This is a genomic window from Clavibacter capsici (genome assembly GCF_001280205.1).
GTDB classification, from domain to species: Bacteria; Actinomycetota; Actinomycetes; order Actinomycetales; family Microbacteriaceae; genus Clavibacter; species Clavibacter capsici.
In genome coordinates this window covers 1-24,762 of record NZ_CP012574.1, presented here as the reverse complement: position 1 = coordinate 24,762, position 24,762 = coordinate 1, and the positions used below count along the sequence as shown (strand labels likewise).

26 protein-coding genes and 2 pseudogenes are annotated in these 24,762 nt (G+C 68.0%); 9 read left to right on the top strand and 19 right to left on the bottom strand.

Annotated elements, in window-relative coordinates; translation table 11 throughout:
* Positions 1-81 precede the first annotated feature (81 nt).
* Positions 82-297: a hypothetical protein gene (locus AES38_RS14640; protein WP_244629282.1), complete on the top strand. Its 216-nt coding sequence runs from the start codon at positions 82-84 to the stop codon at positions 295-297.
* Positions 298-486: 189 nt separating this feature from the next.
* Here the strand turns inward: AES38_RS14640 and AES38_RS14635 are convergent.
* Positions 487-879: pseudogene (locus AES38_RS14635) on the bottom strand (HNH endonuclease family protein); the annotation flags it as partial.
* A gap of 145 nt (positions 880-1,024) precedes the next feature.
* Here AES38_RS14635 and AES38_RS16560 point away from each other — a divergent pair.
* Positions 1,025-1,861, top strand: a complete 837-nt coding sequence (locus AES38_RS16560) for a trypsin-like serine protease (RefSeq protein WP_371259399.1) — start codon at positions 1,025-1,027, stop codon at positions 1,859-1,861.
* 84 nt (positions 1,862-1,945) lie between these two features.
* On the opposite strand, the pseudogene AES38_RS14630 reads toward AES38_RS16560, so the two are convergent.
* The 10 genes and pseudogenes from AES38_RS14630 to AES38_RS14585 form a co-directional block, all read right to left on the bottom strand.
* A pseudogene (locus AES38_RS14630) lies at positions 1,946-2,737 on the bottom strand (HNH endonuclease family protein).
* Positions 2,734-3,258, bottom strand: a complete 525-nt coding sequence (locus tag AES38_RS14625; protein WP_053775861.1) for a hypothetical protein — start codon at positions 3,256-3,258, stop codon at positions 2,734-2,736. The pseudogene AES38_RS14630 and the gene AES38_RS14625 overlap by 4 nt, the downstream one beginning before the upstream one ends.
* Positions 3,252-3,707 carry a hypothetical protein gene (locus AES38_RS14620; protein WP_053775860.1) on the bottom strand — a complete coding sequence of 152 codons (456 nt, stop codon included), beginning with the start codon at positions 3,705-3,707 and terminating at the stop codon, positions 3,252-3,254. Before AES38_RS14620 ends, AES38_RS14625 begins: the two co-directional genes overlap by 7 nt.
* Positions 3,704-4,807 (bottom strand): hypothetical protein, encoded by a 1,104-nt coding sequence (locus AES38_RS14615; protein ID WP_053775859.1) that lies wholly within the window; start codon positions 4,805-4,807, stop codon positions 3,704-3,706. Before AES38_RS14615 ends, AES38_RS14620 begins: the two co-directional genes overlap by 4 nt.
* Positions 4,808-4,820: 13 nt before the next feature.
* Entirely contained in the window at positions 4,821-6,392 is a 1,572-nt protein-coding gene (locus AES38_RS14610) for a putative type IV secretion/conjugal transfer ATPase (RefSeq protein ID WP_053775858.1), read from the bottom strand.
* Positions 6,389-8,068, bottom strand: coding sequence for a hypothetical protein (locus tag AES38_RS14605; RefSeq protein WP_072174713.1), 1,680 nt, complete (start codon positions 8,066-8,068; stop codon positions 6,389-6,391). The genes AES38_RS14610 and AES38_RS14605 overlap by 4 nt, the downstream gene beginning before the upstream one ends.
* Positions 8,068-9,495, bottom strand: a complete 1,428-nt coding sequence (locus AES38_RS14600; protein ID WP_053775856.1) for a hypothetical protein — start codon at positions 9,493-9,495, stop codon at positions 8,068-8,070. The genes AES38_RS14605 and AES38_RS14600 overlap by 1 nt, the downstream gene beginning before the upstream one ends.
* Positions 9,496-9,497: 2 nt before the next feature.
* Positions 9,498-10,211: a hypothetical protein gene (locus AES38_RS14595; RefSeq protein ID WP_053775855.1), complete on the bottom strand. Its 714-nt coding sequence runs from the start codon at positions 10,209-10,211 to the stop codon at positions 9,498-9,500.
* An 8-nt stretch (positions 10,212-10,219) separates the two neighbouring features.
* Positions 10,220-10,606 (bottom strand): hypothetical protein, encoded by a 387-nt coding sequence (locus tag AES38_RS14590; protein ID WP_053775854.1) that lies wholly within the window; start codon positions 10,604-10,606, stop codon positions 10,220-10,222.
* A 47-nt stretch (positions 10,607-10,653) separates the two neighbouring features.
* Complete coding sequence (locus AES38_RS14585) at positions 10,654-11,850, bottom strand: MinD/ParA family ATP-binding protein (protein WP_256998902.1); 1,197 nt, start codon at positions 11,848-11,850, stop codon at positions 10,654-10,656.
* 295 nt (positions 11,851-12,145) lie between these two features.
* Here AES38_RS14585 and AES38_RS14580 point away from each other — a divergent pair, with 295 nt between their 5' ends.
* The gene (locus AES38_RS14580) at positions 12,146-12,448 is read left to right on the top strand and encodes a winged helix-turn-helix transcriptional regulator (protein ID WP_053775852.1); all 303 of its coding nucleotides are present in this window, start codon (positions 12,146-12,148) and stop codon (positions 12,446-12,448) included.
* Between the two features lie 9 nt (positions 12,449-12,457).
* Here AES38_RS14580 and AES38_RS14575 read toward each other — a convergent pair whose 3' ends face one another.
* The 8 genes from AES38_RS14575 to AES38_RS15505 form a co-directional block, all read right to left on the bottom strand.
* The gene (locus AES38_RS14575) at positions 12,458-14,659 is read right to left on the bottom strand and encodes a type IV secretory system conjugative DNA transfer family protein (RefSeq protein ID WP_053775851.1); all 2,202 of its coding nucleotides are present in this window, start codon (positions 14,657-14,659) and stop codon (positions 12,458-12,460) included.
* Between the two features lie 81 nt (positions 14,660-14,740).
* Positions 14,741-14,992, bottom strand: coding sequence for a partitioning protein (locus AES38_RS14570; RefSeq protein ID WP_256998901.1), 252 nt, complete (start codon positions 14,990-14,992; stop codon positions 14,741-14,743).
* Between the two features lie 14 nt (positions 14,993-15,006).
* Positions 15,007-15,681: an AAA family ATPase gene (locus tag AES38_RS14565; RefSeq protein WP_053775849.1), complete on the bottom strand. Its 675-nt coding sequence runs from the start codon at positions 15,679-15,681 to the stop codon at positions 15,007-15,009.
* A gap of 201 nt (positions 15,682-15,882) precedes the next feature.
* A complete protein-coding gene (locus AES38_RS14560; RefSeq protein ID WP_053775848.1) occupies positions 15,883-16,278 on the bottom strand; it encodes an antitoxin HicB in 396 nt (131 codons plus the stop codon).
* A complete protein-coding gene (locus AES38_RS14555; RefSeq protein WP_053775847.1) occupies positions 16,278-16,487 on the bottom strand; it encodes a type II toxin-antitoxin system HicA family toxin in 210 nt (69 codons plus the stop codon). Before AES38_RS14555 ends, AES38_RS14560 begins: the two co-directional genes overlap by 1 nt.
* 479 nt (positions 16,488-16,966) lie before the next feature.
* Positions 16,967-17,710 (bottom strand): hypothetical protein, encoded by a 744-nt coding sequence (locus AES38_RS14550; RefSeq protein WP_053775846.1) that lies wholly within the window; start codon positions 17,708-17,710, stop codon positions 16,967-16,969.
* Positions 17,711-18,198: 488 nt separating this feature from the next.
* On the bottom strand, positions 18,199-19,764 hold the full coding sequence (locus tag AES38_RS14545) for a replication protein (RefSeq protein WP_256998900.1): 1,566 nt from the start codon (positions 19,762-19,764) through the stop codon (positions 18,199-18,201).
* Between the two features lie 262 nt (positions 19,765-20,026).
* Complete coding sequence (locus AES38_RS15505) at positions 20,027-20,272, bottom strand: hypothetical protein (protein WP_072174712.1); 246 nt, start codon at positions 20,270-20,272, stop codon at positions 20,027-20,029.
* A gap of 116 nt (positions 20,273-20,388) precedes the next feature.
* Between AES38_RS15505 and AES38_RS14540 the strand changes: the two genes are divergently transcribed.
* From AES38_RS14540 to AES38_RS14515, 6 genes are all read left to right on the top strand, one after another.
* Entirely contained in the window at positions 20,389-20,661 is a 273-nt protein-coding gene (locus AES38_RS14540; RefSeq protein WP_053775845.1) for a SinR, read from the top strand.
* Positions 20,662-21,361: 700 nt separating this feature from the next.
* Entirely contained in the window at positions 21,362-21,547 is a 186-nt protein-coding gene (locus AES38_RS14535; protein WP_053775844.1) for a hypothetical protein, read from the top strand.
* Positions 21,548-21,844: 297 nt separating this feature from the next.
* Complete coding sequence (cmtR, locus tag AES38_RS14530) at positions 21,845-22,198, top strand: Cd(II)/Pb(II)-sensing metalloregulatory transcriptional regulator CmtR (protein WP_053775871.1); 354 nt, start codon at positions 21,845-21,847, stop codon at positions 22,196-22,198.
* The gene (locus AES38_RS14525; RefSeq protein WP_053775843.1) at positions 22,195-22,878 is read left to right on the top strand and encodes a cation efflux transmembrane domain-containing protein; all 684 of its coding nucleotides are present in this window, start codon (positions 22,195-22,197) and stop codon (positions 22,876-22,878) included. Before cmtR ends, AES38_RS14525 begins: the two co-directional genes overlap by 4 nt.
* A 43-nt stretch (positions 22,879-22,921) precedes the next feature.
* Positions 22,922-23,581, top strand: coding sequence for a DsbA family protein (locus AES38_RS14520; RefSeq protein ID WP_053775842.1), 660 nt, complete (start codon positions 22,922-22,924; stop codon positions 23,579-23,581).
* 935 nt (positions 23,582-24,516) lie between these two features.
* Positions 24,517-24,702: a hypothetical protein gene (locus AES38_RS14515; protein WP_053775841.1), complete on the top strand. Its 186-nt coding sequence runs from the start codon at positions 24,517-24,519 to the stop codon at positions 24,700-24,702.
* The last annotated feature ends 60 nt before the right edge of the window (positions 24,703-24,762 follow it).

Below are 24,762 nucleotides of genomic sequence, written 5' to 3'. Positions count from 1 at the left end.
TGTAGTTCAGTGTGAGCAAGCGAGTGAAGCCCTAGACGCGATGCGCATGGTGAACCAGTTCGGAGCAGCGGCAACGGCCTGGTGCGCGACGTCGGCGCGCACCCGTGGGCGCACTTCGAGGCCGGCTACGGGCGGATCCAGGTCGAGGACCGGCCCGTGCTCGGGTACGTGATGCCGCACCGCGCAGAGCTCGGGGACCCGTTCACCTTCGAGGTCTACGCCGACGCCCGCAACGAGCTCGGCCAGCGAATCTGGCTCCGGCGTGAGGAGTCGCTGAACTCGGCGGCCGCGTGGTGATCCAGAACGGCGACCGGCTCATCGCGTTCGCGGCCCGGCCCGGCCCGCGCCCGCGGCCGCGGCCCGGCCCGGCCCGCGGGCGCGGGCGCGGGCGCGGGCGCGGGCGCGGGCGCGGGCGCGGGCGCGGGCGCGGGCGGCGACGTCGACGTCGACGGACCGCGCGAGCCCGGCGACGTCGGCGCCGATCGCCTACCCAGCGGCGGGTGAGGGGCAGCCGTCGAGGGTGTGGTCGATCGCGGTGCGGTCGGCGTCGTCGATCGTGAGCGCGTACGTGCTCAGCACGTACGCGAACCGGGTGACGTACACGCAGTCATAGCCGGCTGCCGGCGGCAGCCACGTCGCCGGCCCCTGGTCCGACTTCGCCTCGTTCGTCGGCCCATCGACGGCCTGGAGGTTGTTGAGGTCCGTCGCGATCTGCTCGCGCCTCTCCCCCGTCCAGGCGGCGGCGCCGTGCTGCCACGCCCACCCGAGGGGCACGAGGTGGTCGATCTGCACCGCCGCGCTCGTGGCCTTGCCGCGGGTGAAGTCGATGCTGCGGCCGGTGTAGACGTCGACCAAGTGCCCCATGGCCACGGTGCAGCCATCTCCCTTTCGACGTGAACGCCTCGTCTCGAGAAGGCATGTGTAGGAATCGCCCTGTCGCTTCTTCTTCCGACTAGCTTGTGCACGATCCTCGCCGATTCCCCGAGGTCTCGTTACTACAACCACAACAATTTACGACGGGAGAATGATGAAACACTTTAGGGTCTTGACGCCCGCCGCAGTCCTGGGTGCTTTAGCACTAGCACTCATGGCTCCAAGCGCGGCTAACGCGCGAACTTCACCGGAACGGAGCTCCGTACCTGTCGTCGTTGGCACGGAGGTGTGGGGCAAATGGAGCGGCCAAAACTGCACAGTTGGAGTCGTACTTCAAAAATCCGGCTTGTGGGCCGCGTTGTCTCCCAGAGAGCGAGGCGCTCGGTACGTGGTCATAGCAAAGCACTGCGTTCGACGCACCACCGAGCCTATCGAGGTCCGAACGGCCAACGGCACAGACGTCGAAGTAGGACGCGTAGTTGCACTGGCAGACCCCGACGACCTCGCCCTGGTCCGGATCGAGGGGTCACCGCACGGGTCGAGGACCTGCTCTGCCACATCAGGACACGTCATCTGCATGCCCTCGACGGTTTATTCCCCGCAAGCTTTCAATCGAGTATTCCTTCCCGGCTTCACTCCTGGACATGAGACCACCCTACCGATGACAAGACAGGGCGTCCCAAGCCCGAGAGAGACGTTCTGCACAAGCGGCGCGATTACTCGATCCCTCTGCGAATGGACCAGCACAAATGTACCTCCCGCATGGGTGCAAAACCATGTCTACGCCGCCGCCCACAGCATAGGCGCCAATCTCCTGAAAGGCGATTCAGGCGGCGCGGTCGTGAGCCGAACGGGTGTCTTTTACGGTATCGCGACAGACTCCGGGCTCTATGACTCCGATCCCTCCAACATCGACATCATGGGATATACCGACGCCGCCCGCGTGCTCTCTGACTTCCGCGGCTACCACATGGCACCAGCAAGCTAAGGGACCCGCATATCTCCCGGAGTGAGCAGACGATGCCACCGAGGAATGAGCTACTCATGCCGCTGTCGGGTAGGCGCTGAGCGCCTACCCGACAGCGGGTGAGGGGCAGCCGTCGAGCGCGTGGTCGATCGCGGCCCGGTCGGCGTCGTCGATCGTGAGCGCGTACGTGCTCAGCACGTACGCGAACCGGGTGACATACAGGCAGTCATAGCCCGCGGCCGGCGGAAGCCACTTCGCGGGCCCCTGGTCGGACTTCGCCTCGTTCGTCGGCCCGTCGACGGCTTGGAGGTTGTTGAAGTCGGTCGCGAGCTGCTCGCGCCGCTCCCCCGTCCAGGCGGCGGCGCCGTGCTGCCACGCCCACCCGAGGGGCACGAGGTGGTCGATCTGCACGGCCGCGCTCGTGGCCTTCCCGCGGGTGAAGTCGATGCTGCGGCCCGTGTAGACGTCGGCCAGGTGCCCCGTGGCCACGGTGCATCCGGGATCCGCCTTCGTGTACGTGACCGCGGTGAGGTCGCGCGCGAGGACGTCGTTTCGCTGGTCGCACCCGTTGTGGTCGGTGTCGGCCCAGGACGGCCCTTAGGCGGCCCGGTCGTAGGCCGGCGTCCGCGCGTGGGTGTCTGCCGGCAACTTGTCGACGAGCGCCCGCACGGCGGCCGCGTCGACCACGCCGCCGCGCACGAGGCCGGCCCGGGCGAGGACGTCGCCGACGGCGCCGCTCGCGGCCGCGACGTCGACCGGCTCGGCGGTGGCCGCGGTCGCGACGTCGGCCGGTTCCTGCGTGAAGCCCAAGCCCGTGCCGTACCAACCGCCGACGACGCCGCACGCACTCAGGAGCACGGCGGCGACGACGAACAGGCGTCGGCTGCGGGGCGTCATCGCCTGCTCCCGACAGCGAGAATGGCGACGACGATGACGGCTGCGGCGGCGACCCCGAGGAACGTCCCCTCGGGCATGTGGGCTTCGGCCGAGAGCCGGCGGATCATCTCGCCCACGCCCTGCACCACGAGGAGCACAGCCGCGCCGCCTGCGCCCCACTTCCCGCCGACCTCGCTGAGCAGGAACGTGGCCCCGAGGATGACGATGCCGCTGAGGTAGATCCAGAAGACGGCCGGCTCGGAGGGGATGTGCGACGCGATCGTGCCGAGCGTCGCCGTCCAGAAGCCGGCGGGCACGAGGGACGCGACCCCCATGAGCGCCCCGTCTCCGCTCATGCGGATGGCGAAGCGGAGCACGCCGACGTAGGCGACCGCCCAGGCGGCGCACCACACCAGTGCGATCGTCCACGGCCACACCGTGGTCCAGTCGGTGTAGTACCGCTCCGCGGCGTCCGCCGAGGCGGCGGCCGCGTGCGGTAGAGCTCCGAGGATGGCGAGCGGGTGCAGGTTGGAGGTCAGCATGGGGCTCCCTTCGGTGTGATGTAGGCGCTCACGTGGCGAGCCGTGCGGAGAGCATCACGGATCCGCGTGCACTCGGGGACGACTTGCTCGAGCTCTTCGGCCGCGGCGGTGAAGGCCTCGTAACGGCACCCGTCCTCGTCGTTGACGAGCACGTCGCGGGCGTGCAGGTTCATGCCCTTCTGCACCTCTGCTTCGAACTCGGGGGAGCTGGTGGCCGCGTCGAGGTCGCCCCGCGACTCGACGACGATCCGGGCGCCGAACGGCTCGGGCCACCACGGATCGACGGTCGATCCGGCGGCGTCGAGGTACGCCCGGTCTACGGCCGCTGAGTGCGCGGCCAGGACTTCGGCGGCCCGCGCCGCCCGCGCCTCGTTCGCGGCTGTGTCACAGCCAGAGACGCCGAACGTCAAGGCCGCGGCGAGGTCTTCGGTGGAGCGCCATTCGCTCATGGGTTCTCCTTGCTGGTGAGCTTCATCGGTTCGTCGCCCCACGGGTCGACTTGGACGTGCTGGTGGTTGCAGGTGTCGGCGAACTGCTTCATCGGCAGGTCGAGACTCGTGCCGGCGCTCGCGCGGCAGTCGGACTGGCCGACGCCGGATCCGTCGGGCATGACGGGCGCGAGGGCGCGGAGGAGCTTGATCGCGTTCGGGTCGGCGCCCGTGGTGGGGGTGCCGTCGAAGGCGTAGAAGTCGACGGCGTGGCCGCCACCGTTGACCACGTGCGCGGACGCATCACCGGCCCCCGGTCGCTGCCCGCTGCACAGGCGGTTGATGTCGGAGATCCCGATGGACCGGAACGTCTGCGTGGCGACGGTGATGACCTGGAGGACCCGTGTGTCGATGCCGCAGTTCGGCTTCGGCTGTCCGGCCGCGATGGCCTGCACCTCGGGGAAGTGCGAGGGCGAGAGCCACGTGATCGCGCCCTGGTTCGTGAGATCGACGAGGTGCTGCGCGAGCTGCTGCGCGTTGCCCGAGACGGTGGCGGCCGCGGCCGCCGTGCACGCCGTGTCCGAGCCCGTGAGGGCGCTCACGACGGCCTGTGCCGGCTCGAACCAGCGCGTGTAGTGGTCCGGGTCCTGGTTCCGCTGCACGGCGTGGGCGGCGGCCGTGGGCGTCATCGACGGCCAGTTGGGGACCTTCACCAGGCGCTCGAAGAAGAACGTGGCGGCCTGCGCGGGGTTCATGCGCTGCTCCAGCGTGCCCCACGTGTCGCGCTGCTGGAACAGGCCGCGGGAGTCCGGGCCGGCCGCGTCCCCGTACTCGATGTTCCGTAGGCCGGACTCGCCCATGGCGGTCATCACCCCGACGATCTGTCCCTGTGAGCTCACGCCGAGCGCGGCGCCCGCGTTGATGATGCTCGCGGCGTTGACGAGCTGGTCGCCGGAGTAGCCGGCCACAGGATCGTGCGCCTTCGCGGCGTCGATGCTGGCCGACCCCACCGTGCAGCCGGCTCCGCCTCCTGGAGCGGCGAACACGACGGAGACCATGCCGACGATCGCGGCGAACACGACGCAGACCCCCGCTGCGGTCACGGCCAGGAGCTTCTTCATCGCATGTCCGCCGTCAGTGCCCGAGGGCGTCCGCGGAGTCGCCCATCATCGCCTGGTCGCTGTCGGTCAGCACCTTCTCCCACTCGGAGCGGAGGTGCTCGACCTCGGTCTCGGGCATGTCCGCGATCTTGGCGATGCAGTGCCCCGTCCGAAGCCCCATCAGGACCTTCGTGGTGTCCTGGTCGAGGTTGAACGTCCGCTGCGCCCACGCGGCATCCTGCTCGTGCTCCTGGCGGAAGATGTAGGCCGTCTGCGCCTCCTGGATGACGGTCACACCGGCGGAGTCCGGCGGGATATCCGAGCCCTTGTGCATGATGAAGATGTTCGACATGCCGAGCGATCGAGACAGCTTCTCGTTGGACTGGATGAGGCCGACGGACGGGCCGCCGATCATGTGCCAGCCCTCCTCGTAGATCACGTTCGTCGCCCAGCCGGCCTCGTCCTTGATCCGGCCCAGCATCCACATGTTCGCTGCGGCCATGACGATGGGGATCACGGCGCCGTCGGAGGGGAGCTGGGAGATGTCGAACGTCGTGAGCTTGTGTGTGAGGTCGACTTCCGAGCTCGTCTCGCCATCGAACACACCGCCGTACGTCTCGAGGAGGTCGTTCAGCACGTGGCTGATCGAGAGGCCGGCCTGGTGCAGCCGCTCGCGCGAGCGGAGGGAGTAGTCCCCGCGGTGAGGGTCGACGGCGCCGAGCCGTGCCGACAGGTCAGCGAGGGTCGGTGTCCGTGTGTCCTCGTGGTCGGCGAGCAGCGAGCGGAGCGCGAGTCGGAGCGCCTGGTCCTCCCAGCCGGCCTCCTCTACCGAGGCGACCGTCCCGCTGCTGCGGTGCCGTTGGAGCTGGATCGCCGTGTCCAGCATGAGCTTCTGCCCTTGGATCCCATCGACGCGCACGATCGCGGGGTCCATGAGGTTGATGATCCGTCCCTCGCCCGGCGCGCCGTTGGCGAGGAATCGGAACGGCTCGTTCCCCAGCTGGCGCGTGGTCTCGGCATGCTCACACTCGCCGCCCCGGTCCTTCTTGGAGAACACGACCGCGCGCCGCTTGCGGAGCATCAACGGCTTCATGATGAGGTTGCACGTCGTCCACGAGGACTTCCCGGATCCCGTCTGCCCCAGGACGATGACGTTCGGGGACGTGAGACCGCGCGGCGTGCGGCGGTAGGCCGTGATCGGGTCGTGGGCGAATGCGGTGCGCGTCAACGTGTCGCGGCCGTTCACGATGCCGTCGAACCCGGTCGGTGCCCCGAAGTGCGCGGTGGCCACGATCTCCGCCTGCCGAGTCGTGGTCGCTGCCCCCTGGTGGGCGGGTGCGTACCAGCCCCGCCGAGCTCGGGACGCGGACTGCCATCCATCCGGTCGGAGCTGGCTCCCGGGCACGTCCCACGGCGCGAGCTCGCCGGCCGCGGCCGCGTGCTCGGATACCTCCTCGACGTCGCTCACGAACGCCTCGGGAGGCAGGAACCGATTCACGATCGGCACGCGCGTGAGCCGCGTCGCGCGACGCTGCGGCGCGATCACCTCCTGCTGCGTGTCGACGGTCGTCGCCGCCCGCTGCGCCTTGGCCTGTCGTCCGCTCATGTCAGTGCTTCCTTCTGCCGGCGGCCGGCGATGCCGGCCTCGATGCGAGACCCGATCGGCACCTGCGGGGGCTTCTGCCCCCGGGCGATCGGGAAGGTGCAGCCGGACGCGGCCGCCGCGTACGAGTCCTGCCAGCTCAGCCGCGCGATCCCGATATCGGTCGCGCACACGTCCTCCAGCCGGCTCGACGCCCGCTTGAGCTCGGCGAGCGAACGGGTCGAGATGGTCACGAATCCGACCCACTCGGCCCCGTGATGGCCGGTGCCCGGCGCGACGTCGGCCGCGCGCGCCTCAGCGCCCGTCATCTCCGACCTCAACGTCCCGTCCTCCAGGCCGGTCTTGCTCTCGCGCGCGATCCGCTCCGCGGCCGCGAGCACCCGGGTCTGCTGCGCGTCGGCCCGCGCCTGGACAGCCGGCACGAACCGTAGGTGGAACGACACGGACCGGATCATCTGGAGGTCGGCGCCGTGCATGAGGCTGAGCGTCCAGAACGGATCCCGCGCCTGGTCCTGCATGTTCTCGGCGAGGATCGCGGCCGTGCGGTGGAACCACTGCGTCCGCCGGCCGGTGTCCGGCTCGACGTCCTCGACGACGTGCGCGGAGAACTCGTCGTGCGACGGCAGACCGGGCGAGGCGAGCGGGTCGATCCGCTTCGCGGCTTCGATCCCCAAGCTCGGGTTCTGCTGGTGCCGCATGAGCGCCACCACCTCACGAGCCTCGAGGACTCGCACGCTCCCGAGGCGAGCGTCGGACAGCCCTGCGGCGGCGCGCGGGATCTCCTCGGCCATGAGCTTGCGCCACCCGTCGCGGCCTTCGCCGTACGCGGCCGCCCGCTCGCGGAACGCACCCGACACAGGCCATTTGCAGATGATGAAGTGGCGCTGCGTCATCGCGCCCTCGGTGCACAGGTGCAGCACCTCCTCGTAGGACGCCTTCATGCGCTCGAACGCCTCCACGAACCGCGACGTCCAGGTCCCATCGTTGTGATCGAGCTCCAACTGCGCCCACCGCGACTGTCGCGCGGCCGCGGGCGGCAGCACCCGCGTGAGGGTCTGCACGCCCCGCAACAGCGATGCCTCAGAAGCGCGGTTCTTCTGGAACCGACCCCACGCCTCCGCGGCCTCATTGGCCCGTGCCGTGGACTCGATGCCCCGCATCTGCCCCGTCACGCTGAACGCAACGGACAGGTACTCCTCCTCGCCGCGCGGAGAGTGCCACGCGACGGCGGGCGCTCCTCGCGCGGACACGAGCCACCCCATGCCGTCGGCGCCGTCCGGCGCCCACCGCATGCGACGGAGCGCCCGACGGGCCTCCGCCTGCTCGTCCTTCTCGCCGGAACGCACCGCGGCGGTCAGCTGGTCCCACGTCGCGATGTCGTACGGCACGAACGCATCCGTCCCCGTCGCCCGACGGGCCTGCATCCGCGCGGAACGGCGGCGCCGATCCAGCAGCGAGCCGTGCTGACCGCCGATCGTCGCCAGGAGCGCGATCATCGCGGCGAGGACCCCGCCGATGATGACCCAGATGCTGTGCGTGACAGCGACCGCGGCCGCCGTCCCCAAACCGATGAGGATCAGGAGCGCCAGTCGCGTCTTCGAGACCGTGCCCGTCAGCCGCCCGCGGCGGCGCGTGTTCTCCCCACCGATGTGCCGGGTGAGTAGCTCGTCGGTCGTCATCACCGCTCCTCGTCGTGGTCGTCGATGTGCTTGCTCACGTGATCGGCAGCCGTGGTGGCCGTGCGCTTGGCGGCGTCCTGAACGGTCTTGGCCGCCTTCGCACCCGCGACGACAGCGCCCGCCGCTCCACCGGTTCCGGCCGTGGCCACGGCAGCGGCGCCCTTCTTCGCGGCCGAGGTCGCGGCCGCCCTCTTCGCCGCGTCACCCGCCTGCGATGCCTTCGCCGCCGGGGAGGCGGCGGAGGCCGAGTGCACGCCCTTCTTCGGCGCTCCCGTGCTCGGTACTCCCGCGCTCTGCGCCGGGGAGGCCCCGTTCTCAGGACCCGAGCGGGGCTCGCGCTGCCGCTCCTGCATCCGCCGGCGCACGTCGTCCATGGTCCGGTTGTTGTTGCCTGGTGACGGCATCCGGGCGTTCGACGCCGGCAAGCCGCCCTGCGGCAGGATCGGCGCGAACTTGTAGAGCATGAACGGGACGAACGCGACCATGAGCGTCGCGAGGGTCGCCGCGGCCAGGTTCACCGTGGCTTGAATCGCCTCGACGCCGAACCAATTCGAGCTGATCGTCGACACCACGAACATGGAAACGATCATGAATAGGAATATCAGCAGCGGGTGGCCGATGAGGGTAGCGAACCACACGCCGACAATCTTCATGGCGAACGTGCGGCGGTTCTTGTCGATGAGCCACATGAGCCCAAGAGGGAGCAGCGCGCCCATGAAATACAGCATGAGGTATTGAATGATCTGCATGAGCAGCACCATGAAGAGGCCCACCACCTGCGCCATCATGAGGCATAGCGCCACAACGACGTTTCCGGCGATTGATGATGGAACGGCGGAGGTGGTGACCCCCTTGATTATTTCGGCCATTGTCTGCCCGGCGAGCTTCGCCGTGCCCCACTCGATAATGCTGGCCTCCAGCGCGGCGGTGAGCTGAACGAGGATGACTCCGATCGAAGGCCCGAAGGTTGCCCCGCCCAGAAATATAAGGAAGTTCTTCCCAACGGCATCGAACATGTCGCTTACGCCCTGTCGCCCGACCGCGGTCCGATATATCTGAACCATGAGTAAGACCATCGCGAATGTAATTGATATCGCCAACGACGCCTTGTAGACGCCGATGAACCAGTCCGCGGTGAGGTCCGGCAGGGTCGTCTTGGCCGCGGCCGAGAGCACCGTGTCCGCTAGGCTCGATGCCGAGTCCTGCGCCTTCTGGTACAGGTAGCCCAGCGGATCCGAGCCCACGGAGACGACTGTGTGCGCGGTGTCCGCCGCACCCTTCACCCCGCTGACCACTCCGCCGACTGCCTGCGATGCGGCATCGCCCACGGCGTCTGCGCCACACATGAATGGATTATCCCTACACTGCTGTGCAAGATTGGAGAGGTCAGCACCTTCCGCTGCTGCGGCGGATACAATGATCGACATATCTAGCAGCCTCCCGTGAAGCGCACGCCACCTGAAGTAATGAGCGTTTGATCCAGCAGCGCACCCGCAACAACACGCCAGGCACCATCGCTCCACGTCATCTGGAATCCGATTCCTGCAACCTTCGTCGGACTCAGGGCGCCGTCAATTACATAGCCTGTGGCGATGTGCACGACGACATTGTCGGAGGTGGAGTCCGGCGAGACCGCCCACAGCCCGTTCGTTGTGGACAGGTGAAATTGCGAGCCTCGCGGAACAACGCCACCTGTGATATCGGGCACGCTCGCGTAGCTGCCGGCAAGATCCTTGAATGACGCCGCCGCCGAGCTGCTGATTACCGAATTGCTTACGGATGCGAGTTCGCCGGCCTGAGGGAATGGCGTCTGCCATATAAACCGGTAAAACGCTGCCGCAACCTCGACTGCCCCATAGGTTGTGTGCGGAGCCTGCTTCTGAGCGGAGAGGACCATGGTCGAGTTCCGGTCCAGTCCGCCGAGGCAGCCCGTGGGGGCCACCCCGGGGTCGTCGTCACCGGCACCGGACGCGGCTCCGCTCGCCTCGGGTGCAGGCGTGACGCTCGACGAGGACGCCGGGGCGGGCGTGTTGGTTGGCGTGGCCTGGCCGTAGAGCAGGACGCCGCCGATGACGAGCACCGCCGTGCCTCCGATGACCCACGGCCAGCGCGAGAGCCCGGTCGATTCGCTGCGCATGCGCATAGCGGGTCCTAGAGGCTGACGAAGAAGAGGACGGCGCCGACGACCACGCCCAGCGCCGCGAGCACGCCGAACGCGATCCCGGAGACCTGCGTGCCGCCCTTGGCGTCCTGGTACTTCTGCGGGTTGCCGCTCGCTCCGCCGCTCATGGCCATGCGGGTGAGGCCGAGCATCAATGCGAGCACGGAGCCGATGAGGCCGAGGCCCCAGATGCCGGCGACGATCTTCTGCCAGAGCCGGTTGAACTTGGTCCCGAAGATCGTGAAGTCCGGGACGATGTTGTCCAGCGGGTTCGGGATCCCGCCCTCGGCGAGGGTCGTGATGTGGTCCATCGGGTTCGGCATGGTGCCGGCGGCGACGGCGGTGAAGTGGTCGGCGATGAGGTGCAGCGTGGACATGGGTTCTCCCCTGGTCGTGATGGTCTGTGTGGTGGGACGCGCGCCGGTCAGGCGCGGCGGGTGACGACGCTGTTCAGCGTCTCGATCACCGCGGCGGCCGCGAACGTGAAGGCGTCGCGGGTGGCCGGCTGGAGGCGGCTCAGCGTGAGCTCGCCGCGGTCGGCGATGTGCTGGTCATAGGGGATCGTGAACAGGCGGCGCACGCCGGCCTGGGCGAGCGAGGCGTCGACCCGCTCGACGATCTCGGGGTGCTCGGTGCGTCCATCTGCGAGCCGAACGGCGATCGCGCTGGCCGCGAGCTCGCGGGCGTGCGCGTCGCCCTCTCGCAGTCCCTCGACGAGCCGTAGAGCGTGCTCGGCGCTGTCGGCGGCGCCCATGACCGGGATGACCAGGACGTCGGCGGCCTCGACCGCCGCGAGGAACGCCGCGGAGGTCGCGTCGTTGCCGGTGTCCAACACGCGGATCTTGTAGAACTCCCCCGTCTTGGCCATGACGGCGCGCACGTCGTCTCGAGTGAGGGTCGCCCGGCGTCCGGTCGATCCGATCACGGATGCGAACGAGGTCTGCGGCTTCGTGTACCCATCGAGCGCACCGGCGCTGGTGATGGTGTCGACCTTCTGCACGAGCTCGCCGATGCCGAGCGCCGGAGTGCCCTCGGCGCGGTAGGCGAGCATGCCGGGAGCGTCGGCGAGCTCGGGGATCACGACGAACCCGCCGCGGACGGCCGCGAGCGTGCCTCCGAGCAGCAGCGACACGGTGGTCTTCCCCATGCCGCCGCCGGGGTTCGCGACCAGCACCGACACGGGCCGCGTCCATGTGGACTGGCGAATCAGCGTCTCCGCGGCGAACCGATTGCGGTCCAGCGCGAGGGCTTCCCGCTCTGCCTCGTTCGGGGCGATCGGCAGTCCGAGCTTCGCGAGCACACCGCGCACGCCGGTCGAGGCGCGCGCAGCCGGCGCGGCTACCGCCACGCCCTCGCCGCGGAGCGCGCTACGCGCGACGGTGACCGCCTGCGGCTCCACGACCGGCCCCGACCGGGGAGGTGTGGTCGGGGCCGGCGTGGACGGCTCCGAGAGCTGCACGAGCGGGGATGGGCCCGCTTCCTGCGCAGCGGAGCCCGCCACCTCAGCCGGCGCAGTGTGCTGCTCCGCGGGCTGAGGGGATGACGACGCCTCGGCGGACCGCCGACGCAGAGTCGGCACCCCCTCCGATGACGCCAAGTCCTCGTCGATGAACTCGTTCACCTGATCTGCGGTCCCGAAGACCTTCGGTGTACCGCTTCCGAATCCAGACATGTTGCACCCTCCCCTTGATCGTGCTGCACATTTAGACGCCCCCCATACGAGCGTCACGGGATCAGGTGTACAGCACACGACCGACATGGGCAATTGTAAGGCCCAACGGCCTATTTACCCATGAGGGGAATGCTATGAGGCGGACGTGGCCGCGAAGCGGGCCGCGTGCGTAGATTGCCGTAAGCGATCACGCCGGTAGCGTGGTCCGGAACACGGAACAATCCGTGGCATGCCGGAGGATCTGATGCGCCAGAGAGACGCCCCCGACAACGTGAGCGGGATGCAGGTCGTTCTCCAGGCGCAATCGCGCGTGCTCGTGCTGCGGCACCTGCTGCGCGGGCCGGCGACGTTCGATGAGCTGCTGAGGGAGCTCGACATGTCGGTGGCGGGGTGCCGGCAGGCGATCTACGTCCTCACGGAGGCCGGCTACGTCACGGACGACGCCGATCCCTCCTACCGTCGCAAGCCCTCCGAGACGAGGTACTGGGCTCTGCGCGAGCGCGTGGCCGGCGACGCCCTCGACTTCGTGAAGTACCTGCTGAGCTGATTGCGACCGTTACAGGCCGTACCGCTGGCGGGCCTGCCCGACGACGCGCTCGCATGCCGCGATCCACTCGCTGGGGAGCGAGTGCCGAGCGGCACCCCACTGGGTCTCCTGCTCGGGGCGCCAGGAGCACCACCACTCCCCCACCGGCACGGCCGGCGCGGTGGCCGTCGTCGTGAACTCCACGCGCGCCGGGTCCGCCTCGTCGTCGGCGATGAACTCCGCCGTGGAGGGCCAGGCCGTCGCCGTCCAGCGGCCCTCGCCCTGCTCCTGGAGCTGCACTTCCAGCCCGATCCACGCATCCGCTGCCGCTGCGGCCGGCTGCTCGCCCTCGTCGGGGTCCTCGTCGACGTCGACGGCGGGCACGTAGACGTCGGGTCGGCTGGTCAGCACTTCCGGCGGGATCGCGCGGAAGGGCGTGTGGCGACCGCCCTGGATGAGGTAGAACGCACCGTCCCAGGTCTCGCGAACGTCCTGCGGGGCGATCGCGTAGGTGTCCTGGGCGCGCCCGGTGTTGAGCTCGGCCCCCTCGCTCGCGTCCCCGGACGCCTCCATGCGCTTGACGGTGCCGGCGAGCGACACGGCCGCCTCGGGTGACTTGGATCGGCCGATGACGACCGCGATCCCGGAGCTGCTGAGTCGATCGCGGAACGTCAGATCACCCGAGATTCCAGGGAGGGACTGCGCGGCGAGGACGAGGCCCACGCCCTGCGAGCGGCCCGTCTCAGCCAGCGACGCGGCGAGGTCTCCCGGGTCGGTGGTGGTCGAGACGAGCTGTGCGAACTCGTCCACCACGCACAGCATGCGACGCGGCTCGGTGAGCGCGCCGAGCCACTGCCGGAGGTCAGCGAGCATCACGTCGCCCAGGATCCGCTCGGCCGCGAGTGACGGTCGGATCGGCACGAGCCGCACGTCGGCGCCGAGGTCGTCGAACGTCCACCCGTCCTCGGCAAGGAACGGGGCGAGGTTGCGCATCCGACCGCGGATCTTCGCCGCCGCCCGCATGGCCTTCGTGGTCCCGTTCTTGTCGATCGGGGCGCTGAAGTCGGCGTACATCTGCGAGCTCAACCACCGGGGGAGCTCGAGCAGGCGCGTCTCGAAGTCCTGCATGGACCGAAGCGGAGCCTTGACCTGGAGGAGGTCGAGCAGGTCGCGCGCCTCGTCGCTGTAGAACTGCCCGTCGCCCGCGCTCTCCCCCACGATGCGCATGATCTTCTCGGTGATCTGCGCCGCGGATCCCGTGAACAGGTTCCAGTGGCCGCCGATCTGCACCGTGCGCCCCATCCTGCGGAGCATGCTTGCCAGCCGCTCAGCGTCGGCGTGGATGCCCTTCCCGTCGATCAGGACCACCGGCGCCTTCATCATCACGGCGCACAGCACCCACACCCACAGCAGCACGGTCTTCCCCGCGCCGGCCTCGCCGAGCAGCAGCACGCGCCACGCGCTGGAGTCCTCGGGCCACTTCAAGAAGCGGCCACCCTTGGCCGTCCAGTCCCGCACCTCTGCCTTGTCGGCAAGACGCTCGCGCCAGGTGCGCACCGTGGGCCGCTGCACGAGCCCGAAGACCCATTCCCCGTTCCGGCCGTATGGTGCCCGGATCGGCCGGCGGAGCTCCGCCCATGCTCGACCGGGGCGCGAGCTCGCCACACGCTGCGACACCGGCAGCCGAAGCACCCACCGGGTGGCCCGTCCGGTCTGCTTCGTGCCGACGATCTTGCCGTTCCGTGGATCCATCTGGAGCCGTAGCTGTTCGGCGGCGGACCAGTCGGCCGCGCGCTTGCGGGCCTTCTCGACGTCCTCCTGCATCTTCACGTCCGGCAGGCGGCGCTCCAGCGTGCGGAGCGCGACTCGTCGGCGCCGAGCGGCGAACACGAGCGGGCCCAGTCCTGCGCCAGCGAGCAGCCCGAGGCCGCCCGCGATCAGGGCGTGACCTCCGAGGATCTGCGCCATCTGCGCCGGGCCCTCATCCGACCCGCCGACGCCCAGCAGGGGCGCGACGTCGCGAGCGGCGAGGGACCACATCACAGCCGTGAAGATCGCTCCCCCGACGATGACCCACGGCCACCACGTGAAGGTGAGCCAGTAGCGCGTCTTCGTGATGACCCGACTGCTTGCGAAGCCTGCGACGAGGATCGGCACGACGAATGAGCCCACCATGAGCACGACCGCCAGCATGACCACGGTGACGAACCCCGAGTACGACGACACGGACATACAATCCCCCAAACTCACATAGTTACATTTGATGGACCGTACGAGGGTCCCGTGTTGCTACATGGCCGGCGTGGGCCGCATTCAGGATTCGATGGACTGCTTGACGTACGCAGTCAGATGATCCTTGATCGTCGTTCCGTGCGCCGCCGTCCATACCTTGTAGGCGCGCTTGAGCTCGGGCGTGACGTCGAAGGTGATGCGGGCCGGCGTGCCCGGGGCTTCCGCGTCGGGCACGACAGCAGGTGCCGGCAGCTCGGGCGCGGTGGTCTCGGGCTCCTGTGCGAGGCCGGGGTCTGGCACGGCGTCCACGGCCTTGTTGAAGACGCGCTCCATGTCCGCTCGTGCCATCACTTGTTCCTTCCGTTGGCCCAGATGCTCGTGAGTTCGAGCGCGAGGGAGGAGAAATCGCTGATCGCGTGGACGGTCTGGCGGCTCTCCGGGTACGTGGTCACGACGCCGCCCGTCGCGGGGGCGTCCGAGTGGACGACGTACTGCCGGATGACGGTACGGAGCCTCGGGATCCCCATGTCGTCGAGGCGCGCGATCGTCTCGTCCCGGCGCTTCTGCTGCGCCTCCTCGCGCCCCACGCGCGACAGCAGGACGCGGTACTCGAGACCGCGGGGCTCGATGACGGACTTGATGGTCCGCATGAGGGGTGTGACGCTCAGCGGCTGCGGCTCCATGGGGACGATCACGAAGTCCGCGGAGTCCAGCACGAGGCCGGTGCGCTGGATTTCGCTTGGGGCGAGGCTGCCCGGGGTGTCGACGATGATCGTGTCGTAGTCCGATGCCTCGCGGAGCTGGGACAGGACCTCGGGTCGCGCGTCGTCCGTGAAGTCGAAAGGCCAGGCCGTCGCGCCTTCGGCTTCCGATGCCTCGGCCCAGTCCGTGGCGGAGTGCTGCACGTGGTCGGCGTCGACCACGAGGACTCGCGAGTGCTCGGCTGTGACGGCTGCGAGGTTGACCGCAATGGTGGTCTTCCCCACCCCGCCCTTCTGCTGCACGACAGCAACGATGCGCATGGCTTCCCTCCCGTGTAAGAACCACGGTTCCTGAAAACCATGCTTCCCGTGTTTGTAGGTACCAGTGTACCCGACAACATGACTACCCGGGTAGGTACTTACCTATGTTTATGGGTACCCGTGTTCCCACATCCCTGCATACCCACTGATCTACAAATGTAACTTTGTGGGTGCAGAACCCGATGAGCCGCGCGCCTGACCCTAGGCGGGGGTCTTCTCGTCCTGGAGCTGGTAGACGCGCTGCCTGCTGACGCCCAGGATCGCGCTGACGTCGGCCACGCTCACGTCGGCGCCGCGGAGCTGCTTCACGACCTTGCGGCGCATCGCTGCGGCGTGTGCCTGGGCGTTGCGCGCGGCTTCCTCTTCGCGTGCGGCTTCGGCCCACACGTCCCAGAGGTCAGGGACCGGGGGAGTGATGGTCACGTTGAGCTCGAAGGGCGCGGGCGGCTCGGCGTTCCACGCCTCGATGATGCCCTCGGCCTCCTCGGGGACCTCGGCGAGCGATCGGGCCTGGCCGACGGTGTCGAGCTCGGGGATGCGGAACAGCCACCAGCGGCCCTCGCGCCAGACGTCCACGTCGTACGTGTGTGCGGTCATCACTTCCACTCCTTCGGTACCTGAACGCCGAGGTTCTGTAGCTGGGTCAGGATGCCCGCCTGGACCTCCTTGTGTCCGAACGGGACGGACAGCTTCACCGACTCGTCGGGCTCGCCCCAGATCTCGTGGCTGCCCTTCGCGTTGCGGAGGTAGACCCACCCGATCGAGACAAGGAACTGGCGCACATCCTTCGACTTCTGCGGCTTCATGATTCTATTCTAGCCCGGGGTTGACCTGCAAGACAACCCCGGTCTAGACATTTGTGGAGACCTTCGGTCGGGTGTCGGAGCGTCGGGGCGGTGGCCGGGTCGGGTGTCGGGCTGCCGCGGCTCCGTTCCGCTGCGCTGCACTGCGCCTTGCCCTGATGGGGGAGGGGGTCACGTCGATCTCGGGGTCTGGAGGCGCGGGTCTGCGGGTCAGGGGACTGTTGCTGAGGCGGCCGGCTTGGTGGTCTGGTCCCACAGCTTGGATTGTGGGCGGTGACATTGGGGGGTGAACGACGGCGGAAGGGCTGGGGATCCATCGGCGCTCTGGACCGGTGCTCTCGGAGACGGACGGCCGATCCCGGGTGCTGGCTGCGCACTTCTCACTAGGTCGTCGATGCCCGCCGCGAAGCGGCTCCCCGAGCTCCCGTCGACGGATGCCTCACGGAGTCTCAGCCATCCGTCGACGGGGGAGCGCGGCGGGATTACCGGGGGTCGGCGTCGAAGATGTCCGGCTGTCGCGCATAGCTGCGATCTACAGGCGCCGGCAGCGCGGGCGCCACCCATTCGCCTCCGAGCTCGACGGGCTGCTGATCCCCGAACCAATGCCCCCGGTCGTCGAAAACCGGAACAATGCGCAGACGGCTGCGAACGCTCGCGGGCACAGCCGACCCGGATAGAGCCTGCTGGATCCCGCGGCCGCCAGCGACGTTGGTGAAGTACGTCACGTGCGTTATCTCGCCCTTTTGCAGCCGCACGTCGAACGCACGGAAAATGGCTCCGTACCGCTGCTGCCGCTTTGCGGTCAGCTCGACTTCCACGGCGTCGAGAGTGCTGCCCTTCCGGGCAATGCCGTCGGCCTGGTGCTCGTATCCGCGTTTCGCCGGACGATCCCGGAACCACTCGTATCCGGCGGCCAGATACCGCGCGGCGACGATCGAGACCGACACCTCGTGTCGGGTCGTCTGAGAAAGCAGATGTGGCTGCCGTGCGCTCGCCCACGTCGCGGTCGGCCAGACCACCGCGCCGCCGATTTGGAAGAGCTGTTCCCGCTTCACGAGCTCGAGCGATTCCATGCGGGCGCACCAGTGCTGTGCCTTGCGAACGGTCACCGGCTCGTCGCGGCCGGCGGCCGCCGGCAGCGCCCAGCGGAGGGCTTCCATGTTCGCGATGCGCACGGTCGCGAACCAGTCGAACAGGGCGACGTCGCGGCGCGTGAGGCGCACCATCAGGTGCGTCCCTCGGCTCGGCGGCTCGCGGCTGGCTGTGCCAGCCGCGAGCCCGTGGCGCGTCCGTGAGGACGCGTCACGGGGGACCTGTGGGACGCGACGAGGAGCGAGCGAGACGACCGCGCGTAGCACCGTAGACGTGACACCCGTGATCGAGGCGACCGCCTCGTGCTCCCAGCGTTCGTGGCACCCCAGATCGTCACCACACGTCCTCGTCCGCCTGACCCACGCAAGGGACACTGCATGACGCAACCACCCTCCCAACTTGGTCTTTCTTTATGTGTTGAAATCACTTCTCTATCTCTCTCTTCTTGCTTGCCCTCTCTGCCACTGGCCCCCTTTACTTCCGAACCTCCCCCAGACAGATGCTTTTGCTGTCTGGGGGAGGTTCGGAAGCGGCGTAGCCGGGGGGCCAGTGGCAGAGAGGGCAAGCAAGCCGCAACCAGTCGTCAAACCGGTCGCACCGTGCGACCAGTTTGACGCCGGGGTCAGCGACCGCGGCGTGCGTTCTCCACACCCGCGATGTACTCGTGCACGGTCACGTCGTCGGCGAGCTCGGCGCCGTCGGCGCCGGTCCGCCAGACGGCATCCGCCGGCAGCTCGGCCGGAGGAGCGAAGGCGATGCGGCCGACGCCGGCCGCGTCCGTCAGCACGACGTCGCCCGCTGCGCGAGCAGCGTCCGCGTCGAGCTCCCAGCCGCGAGCGGTGAGCATCCGCGCAAGGCGGAGCACGCGGCCGTGCAGCTCCTGGACACCGGTGGGGAACTCCGCCGGGTGTCGGCCCTCGCCGAGGAGCGCCGCCGTGACAAGCTCGTCGATCCCGACCGACGCCCCGTCCTCGGTCGAGCGTCGCGTCGGCTCGTGGGGGAGTGCGACCGGCACGGCCGGCGTCGGCCGGCGCCGAGACGCGGCTGCGCGGAGCTCGCGTTCCTGCTCCAGGAACGCACGGTGCTCGGGGGAGTCCTCGACGCCGCGACGCGCGGCCTCCCGAGCGGCCTCCGCCTGGCGCTGCTGGGTGCGCTCGGCAGCGGCATCCTGCTCACGGTCGTATCGCTCCATGCGTGTCTCCTCGCTCGGATCAATCGCCATCTGAATACCCCACGCGAGATATCCGATCGGGTCGCGCTGCACAGGCGCATCAAGGAACGGAACCCCCAGATCCCGGAACTTCGCTTCGATCCGGGACGTGATATCCCGGTCATCAACCAGGAGCACCCGGCGGCCGTCGCGCTCGACCCATCGCGCATAGCGCGAAGTGTCGAGGTTCCGGTCGAGCATGTCGCAGACATGCCCCTGGTGAATGCCCCGCCCAAGCCACGGCATGCGCTGCTGGAGCTGCGCCGCGAGACGAATCGTCGCCAACGCCCGAGGTGCCCGGTCCTTCGGGACTTCGCACTTCGGATTCGTCGATGCCGGCCGCGAAGCGGCCATCCTGCGCGCGGCAGCGTGCTGCTGCGGAGCCTGCGGAGGGCGAGTTTTCGACGCGCGACGGCTCTTGGTGACCAACTTAAGAACTGGACTGGGGGGTGTGTCTTGTTCAAAGACAGATAGGTCGCCAGTTGAAGGCTCAGACACGAGCCTGCGAGGCATCGTCAGCGCCCGAACGGACGCCGCCTTGGCCTGGTACCCGCCGTGCCACAGGAACGCCTTCTCCGTCTCCGCGATCGTGAGCTCACGGCCCTCGACGATCGTCACCGAGAACCCCCGCGCGATGAGCAGCGCCCGAGCACGCTCCACGACCCGAGGGGCTACGTACTTGCGGACGAGTCGGGACACACGCTCAGAGACGGTCGCGTTGCTCGTGGTGACGTTGCGGCCGGTCTTGAAGTCCGCCGAGCGGCGCTCGACGACCGCCACGGCCAGGTAGGCGCGAATGCTGACGTCGATCTGCCGGCGGGCAGCGTGGCCCTCGGCCGAGAGCACGTCCGCACGGACAGCAGCCATCCACGCGGCCGGCGAAGTCCACGCCGGCACCTTGGCGTACGCACCGGCCGGCACCGGCAGCGACCACGACGCCGGCGCGTTCTCTGCGTCGAGCGCGCTCGACGGCTCCAACCCGGGCAGCGTCGGCTCGCTCGAGGCGTTTGCCAACCTGCGGAAATACGCACGTGTCTTGCGTGTCGGAGGTGTTGCGAGGTCTACGGACGTGGTTATGATGGGCTCGCTTCCCTTGATGTGCTCATTGGAGGCACGACGAAGGCCCGGCCCTGAGAAGCCGGTTCTTTACTCGATCCGCCGTAGACCTGTTCCGTCGCCAAACAGTCAGGGTCTAAGGCGCAGTGCTTCGGCCCCTCGCGAAAGCGGGGGGCCATGCTCGTTAAGTGGGCTCGATCGGCAGCTCCTCACGGCTTAGCGCGGTGCGCAGCCAAGACGGGACACCGTCGACTTCGAACTCCGCACGCAGATGCGTGATCGAGAGGTCGACGAAGTACGACGAGGAGATGCCCGCCGCCTTCGCCATCGCGTTTACGGCGTCACGAGACGACTCCTCGATGGTCCACCGAGGAGTCACCCCCTTCTCAACCGAGCCGCGGGGGCGTCGGGGCGTGCCCTTCTCTGTCATGCCGCCAAGGTAGCGCGGCTAGCCGCCTTAAGAGGCCGACACGCACAGCGTGTCGGCGTCTGCGGCCCCCGGCCTGGGGGCGGCCATGGAGAGCTAGCGCCAATAGCGTCTGACCCATGACCGCCATCCTCATCTCGTACGACCTCAACTCGCCGGGCCAGACATACGACAAGCTCATTGAGAAGATCAAGTCCTACGGCACCTGGGCCAACATCCTCAAGTCCACGTGGATCGTCTCAGGCCCCTATCTGACGGCGCAGGGCGTCTCTGACGCGCTACAGCCGATCCTCGACGCCAACGACGAAATCTTCTGTGTCGAAATCGACGGCAAGGCGCGGCAAGGGTGGCTAGACAAGGAGACCTGGGAGTGGATCCGCAAGGTCGTCTAGGCCACAGGGCGGACCCGTGCGGCAGGCACGACCCCGGCGCACGTCGCAGTTGACAGCGCCACGATGTCTCCCCACTACTTGAAGATGAGCAAGGCGGCGACGAGTCGGCCCGGTGGCGTCACCCCGTAGGTTCAAGGTGTGAGCTTGCTGTCATGCGTCTCTCCGACGTGGCTTCCTCCTCTACAGTTACTAGTGCATGTCTTCTGCGCGCCCGCGCGGTCTCAACCGGATCGCGGTACGCTTAGGACACATGCGGATGCGCATGTCCGCATCCTGCTCACGTCAAGGCCAGCCTCGCGCTGGCCTTCTTCGTCTCCGGCGCCGCCCACGGGGTTCTGCTGTCGAGACACAGGGCACAGACGCTCTTGTGCACCGTGACATAGTGATTGCATACGATTTGGGTACGTCGTGTGGCCGACTAGGGCCGTACGGACACAAACTCTCACCTCGAACTAGCCAGCCCACGGGCTGGCTTTTTTCATGCCCGAACACGCCCGCGAGCATCCCGCCGGCACCTTTTCGGCTAAGTCGATCCTCAGCGGCGTAGTGCCGACATGACGGCTGAGCAGCTCGAGCGCCTGTGGCGCTCTCCTCTTACGCACTCACCGCGAACTCGCCGTGCGTGCGTCCCAAACTCACCACGCCGTCCGGCGCGGTGTCACCCCGACACGCTCGCGTGTCCCCTGCGGAGAGGCTCGTCATGACGATCCTGCTTCCCGAGATCCTGGAGGAGGTGAACTTCCTGGTGTCGACGCTCGCGCCTCAGCCGAAGACGGTCGCGATTCTCGTCTTCGCGCCGCTCGTCTACATCGCTGCGCTCCGTAGGAGCGACAAGACGATGGACCGCATTGGGAAGGCCACCAAGTTCTGGAACCGCAAGCCCTAGGCCTCGCGGAACTCGAAAAAGCGCACCCTCTTCGCTTAAGGAGAGCTCTGTCTTCAAGCGTCTCAGCAGGGGATCCCTCTCCGGACCACTTCGGCGCCGAGCGTTGGCCGCGGAATCTAGCGTCTCAGGTTATGACTGTTGCCGCTTGACGGCGGTGTTCTGGTACCTCTCGATGGCGCATCACCGGGGCGAAGTATCGGGGTCAGGCCCCGTAGCGTTCCACTCGGTGACCCAACGGGGGATGCCACGATCCGGGCTTCCCTGCCGATAGGTCACTATGTGCTGTATGGTCAGTGGATGCTGACTCTTGCTTCGCGCGTGGACGTGATGAACCGGCTGGGGCGGGCCATGGCCGATCCGACTAGGTCTCGAATTCTGCTGCACCTGCTCGAGGGGCCGGGCTATCCGAGCAAGCTCGCTGTGGAGCTCGAGTTGACGCGCTCCAACGTGTCCAACCACCTGACGTGCCTTCGTGGCTGCGGGATTGTGGTGGCCGTGACCGAGGGCCGATCTACCCGGTACGAAATCGCGGACGCACACCTCACTCGGGCACTGACCGCGCTGGTCGATGTCGTACTGGCTGTCGATGACGGCGTGCCCTGCGCAGATGAGGACTGCGACATTCCGCTGTGCTGCGGGGTAACCGCATGAGCACCACCACTATCCGAACCGGTGTGCTCGCTCCCGCCCGCAGGACGCTTCTCCAGCGCCGGATCCGGTGGATCGTCGCCGCGACGATCACCTACAACGTCATCGAGGCGATCATCGCGATCACGGCCGGCACAGTCGCGTCTTCCACCGCGCTCATCGGGTTCGGGCTGGACTCGATCGTCGAAGTGCTCTCCGCGGCCGCGGTCGCCTGGCAGTTCGCTGCCCCGGATCCAGAGAAGCGTGAACGCGTCACGCTCCGCGTCATCGCGGTCTCCTTCTTCGGGCTTGCCGCGTACGTGAGCGTCGACGCGGTCCTCGCGCTGACCGGGATCCGGGAACCCGACCACTCGCCCGTGGGCATCATCCTCGCAGCGGTGAGCCTGGCGATCATGCCGTTCCTCAGCCTCCTCGAGCGGCGCACCGGTACGGAGCTCGGCTCCGCGTCCGCGATCGCGGACTCTAAGCAGACGCTGATCTGCAGCTACCTCTCCGCCGCGGTCCTCCTCGGTCTCGTCCTGAACCTCGTCTTCGGGTGGACGTGGGCAGACCCGGTCGCAGGCCTCATCATCGTGGTCTTCGCCGTCCGCGAGGGACTGGAAGCCTGGCGCGGCGACGCGTGCAAGACCCCCGTCTCCGCGCTCACCGGTGAGCGCGAGGTCGAGGCATGCGACTGCTGCTGACGCCCTACCGCCACTGTCACCGCACCACCCTCCCCGGAGACCCATGAAGCGCACCACCAAGATCCAGCTGTCCCTCGCCGCCGGCCTCGCCGTCGCGGTCCTCGCCTCGGCATTCGTCATCAGCCGCGCGCAACCGGACTCGACCATCGATGCGGACACGGTGACGGTCGTTGCCGAAAACAGCCACCGCCTCGATACGGCGCCTGAAGGGTCCGTCGTGTTCACGGAGTTCCTCGACTTCGAATGCGAGGTCTGCCTCGCCGTGCACCCCTACGTCGAGCAGCTGCGCGAGGAGTACGCTGGCCGCGTCACGTTCGTCACCCGGTACTTCCCGATTCCCGCGCACAAGAACTCGATGAACGCCGCTGTCGCCGTTGAAGCCGCCGCCCAGCAGGGGCAGTTCGAGGCCATGTACCAGCGCATGTTTGACACCCAGACCCAGTGGGGCGAGCAGCAGGGGTCCAAGGCCAGCTTGTTCCGCAGCTTCGCCGACGAGCTGGGGCTCGACCTTGCCGCGTATGACGCGGTCGTCTCGGACCCAGCAACGAAGGCGCGCGTGCAGCAGGACTTCGACGCCGGCATCGCCCTCGGCGTCACCGGCACCCCGACGATCTTCCTCAACGACACCCAGCTCGAGCTGACCTCACCCGACGCTCTCCTCGGAGAAGTCGAACGCGCCGTCACCGCGCAAGAGCAGCAGTAGCGACGCCAGAGCCTCGCGCAGGCGACGCCGCGTAGGTTCTGGCGGTGGCGATGAGTCCTCCAAGGGAGCCAAGGGCGTCTGGCACCACCGAAGCAGCGGACATGTGGGCGATCCAAGCGAGCCTGTCCCCGAGAACTCCGCCAGCTTGGCCCTCCACGCGCCGCCGGCTTTCGACAGTTCGATACCCGGGCACGCATCGCCCGTGAGACGTACGGACCGCTCGCCGGACCCTGGAGCCACACAGTCCTCATCGAATGATGAGGCTCGGACAACCCTGGCGCCCGTCGCAGTTGACATGGGCACGATGTCCCCCCACTACTTAAAGGTGAGCGGGGTGGTGAACGCGCGGGATCCGTGGCTTCACCCCTTAGGTTCAAGATGTCGGAGCTGGGCCGGTACATTGCCGCAGGGTGGCTTCCTCCCCAACGGTTAAGAGCGCACCGCGCCTGTGTGTGTCCTCGCGGCCGCGGTCGAAAAGTCGTACGATGAACTTGTCGGTGGAGAGCTATGTCCACCATCCAGGCCAGCCCCGCGCTGGCCTTCTTCGTCTCCGGCGTGGCCCACGAAATGCCCACACAGAGACACAGGGCACGAACGCTCTTGTGCACTGTGACATAGTGACGTCATACGATGTGGGCACGCCGTATAGCCGATTATGGCCGCACGAATAGGACCCCTCCCACCGAACTAGCCAGCCCACGGGCTGGCTTTTTTCATGCCCGAACGCGCCCCTGAGCACCACGTCGACAACTTTTCGGTCAGGTCGACCATCAGCGGCGGACGTCGGCCATGACAGCTGAGCAGCTCGAGCGCCCGTGGCGCTCTCCTCTTGCCCACCCACCGCGACCTCGCCGTGGGTGCGTCCCGAACTCACCGCGCCACCCGGCGCGGTGCCACCCCGACACGCTCGCGTGTCCCCTGCGGAGAGGCTCGTCATGACGAACCTGCTTCCCGAGTCCCCGGAGGAGGTGAACTTCCTGACCGCACTTGTCACCGCGATGCCGCCGCTTCTGGCCATCATCATCGGCGCGCCGATCGTGCGCCGTGTCCTCTTCGGCAAGAGCAAGGAGCCGGCTGAGCGAATCAGGAAGATCGCCAAGGCCTGGTCCCGCAAGCCCTAGGCAGCGGAGCTCGAAAAAGCACACCTCCCGCCATAGGGAGAGCTCTGTCTTCTTGCGTCT

Coding starts and splice junctions, on each gene's coding strand:
- AES38_RS14600 (WP_053775856.1), bottom strand. CDS start 9,495: ATGTCGATCATTGTATCCGCCGCAGCAGCGGAAGGTGCTGACCTCTCC.
- AES38_RS15505 (WP_072174712.1), bottom strand. CDS start 20,272: ATGACAGAGAAGGGCACGCCCCGACGCCCCCGCGGCTCGGTTGAGAAG.
- AES38_RS16560 (WP_371259399.1), top strand. CDS start 1,025: ATGATGAAACACTTTAGGGTCTTGACGCCCGCCGCAGTCCTGGGTGCT.
- AES38_RS14595 (WP_053775855.1), bottom strand. CDS start 10,211: ATGCGCATGCGCAGCGAATCGACCGGGCTCTCGCGCTGGCCGTGGGTC.
- AES38_RS14565 (WP_053775849.1), bottom strand. CDS start 15,681: ATGCGCATCGTTGCTGTCGTGCAGCAGAAGGGCGGGGTGGGGAAGACC.
- AES38_RS14575 (WP_053775851.1), bottom strand. CDS start 14,659: ATGTCCGTGTCGTCGTACTCGGGGTTCGTCACCGTGGTCATGCTGGCG.
- AES38_RS14610 (WP_053775858.1), bottom strand. CDS start 6,392: ATGAGCGGACGACAGGCCAAGGCGCAGCGGGCGGCGACGACCGTCGAC.
- AES38_RS14520 (WP_053775842.1), top strand. CDS start 22,922: ATGAAGCGCACCACCAAGATCCAGCTGTCCCTCGCCGCCGGCCTCGCC.
- AES38_RS14625 (WP_053775861.1), bottom strand. CDS start 3,258: ATGCTGACCTCCAACCTGCACCCGCTCGCCATCCTCGGAGCTCTACCG.
- cmtR (WP_053775871.1), top strand. CDS start 21,845: ATGCTGACTCTTGCTTCGCGCGTGGACGTGATGAACCGGCTGGGGCGG.
- AES38_RS14515 (WP_053775841.1), top strand. CDS start 24,517: ATGACGAACCTGCTTCCCGAGTCCCCGGAGGAGGTGAACTTCCTGACC.
- AES38_RS14590 (WP_053775854.1), bottom strand. CDS start 10,606: ATGTCCACGCTGCACCTCATCGCCGACCACTTCACCGCCGTCGCCGCC.
- AES38_RS14605 (WP_072174713.1), bottom strand. CDS start 8,068: ATGACGACCGACGAGCTACTCACCCGGCACATCGGTGGGGAGAACACG.
- AES38_RS14580 (WP_053775852.1), top strand. CDS start 12,146: ATGCGCCAGAGAGACGCCCCCGACAACGTGAGCGGGATGCAGGTCGTT.
- AES38_RS14615 (WP_053775859.1), bottom strand. CDS start 4,807: ATGAAGAAGCTCCTGGCCGTGACCGCAGCGGGGGTCTGCGTCGTGTTC.
- AES38_RS14560 (WP_053775848.1), bottom strand. CDS start 16,278: ATGACCGCACACACGTACGACGTGGACGTCTGGCGCGAGGGCCGCTGG.
- AES38_RS14540 (WP_053775845.1), top strand. CDS start 20,389: ATGACCGCCATCCTCATCTCGTACGACCTCAACTCGCCGGGCCAGACA.
- AES38_RS14570 (WP_256998901.1), bottom strand. CDS start 14,992: ATGGAGCGCGTCTTCAACAAGGCCGTGGACGCCGTGCCAGACCCCGGC.
- AES38_RS14550 (WP_053775846.1), bottom strand. CDS start 17,710: ATGGTGCGCCTCACGCGCCGCGACGTCGCCCTGTTCGACTGGTTCGCG.
- AES38_RS14535 (WP_053775844.1), top strand. CDS start 21,362: ATGACGATCCTGCTTCCCGAGATCCTGGAGGAGGTGAACTTCCTGGTG.
- AES38_RS14620 (WP_053775860.1), bottom strand. CDS start 3,707: ATGAGCGAATGGCGCTCCACCGAAGACCTCGCCGCGGCCTTGACGTTC.
- AES38_RS14555 (WP_053775847.1), bottom strand. CDS start 16,487: ATGAAGCCGCAGAAGTCGAAGGATGTGCGCCAGTTCCTTGTCTCGATC.
- AES38_RS14525 (WP_053775843.1), top strand. CDS start 22,195: ATGAGCACCACCACTATCCGAACCGGTGTGCTCGCTCCCGCCCGCAGG.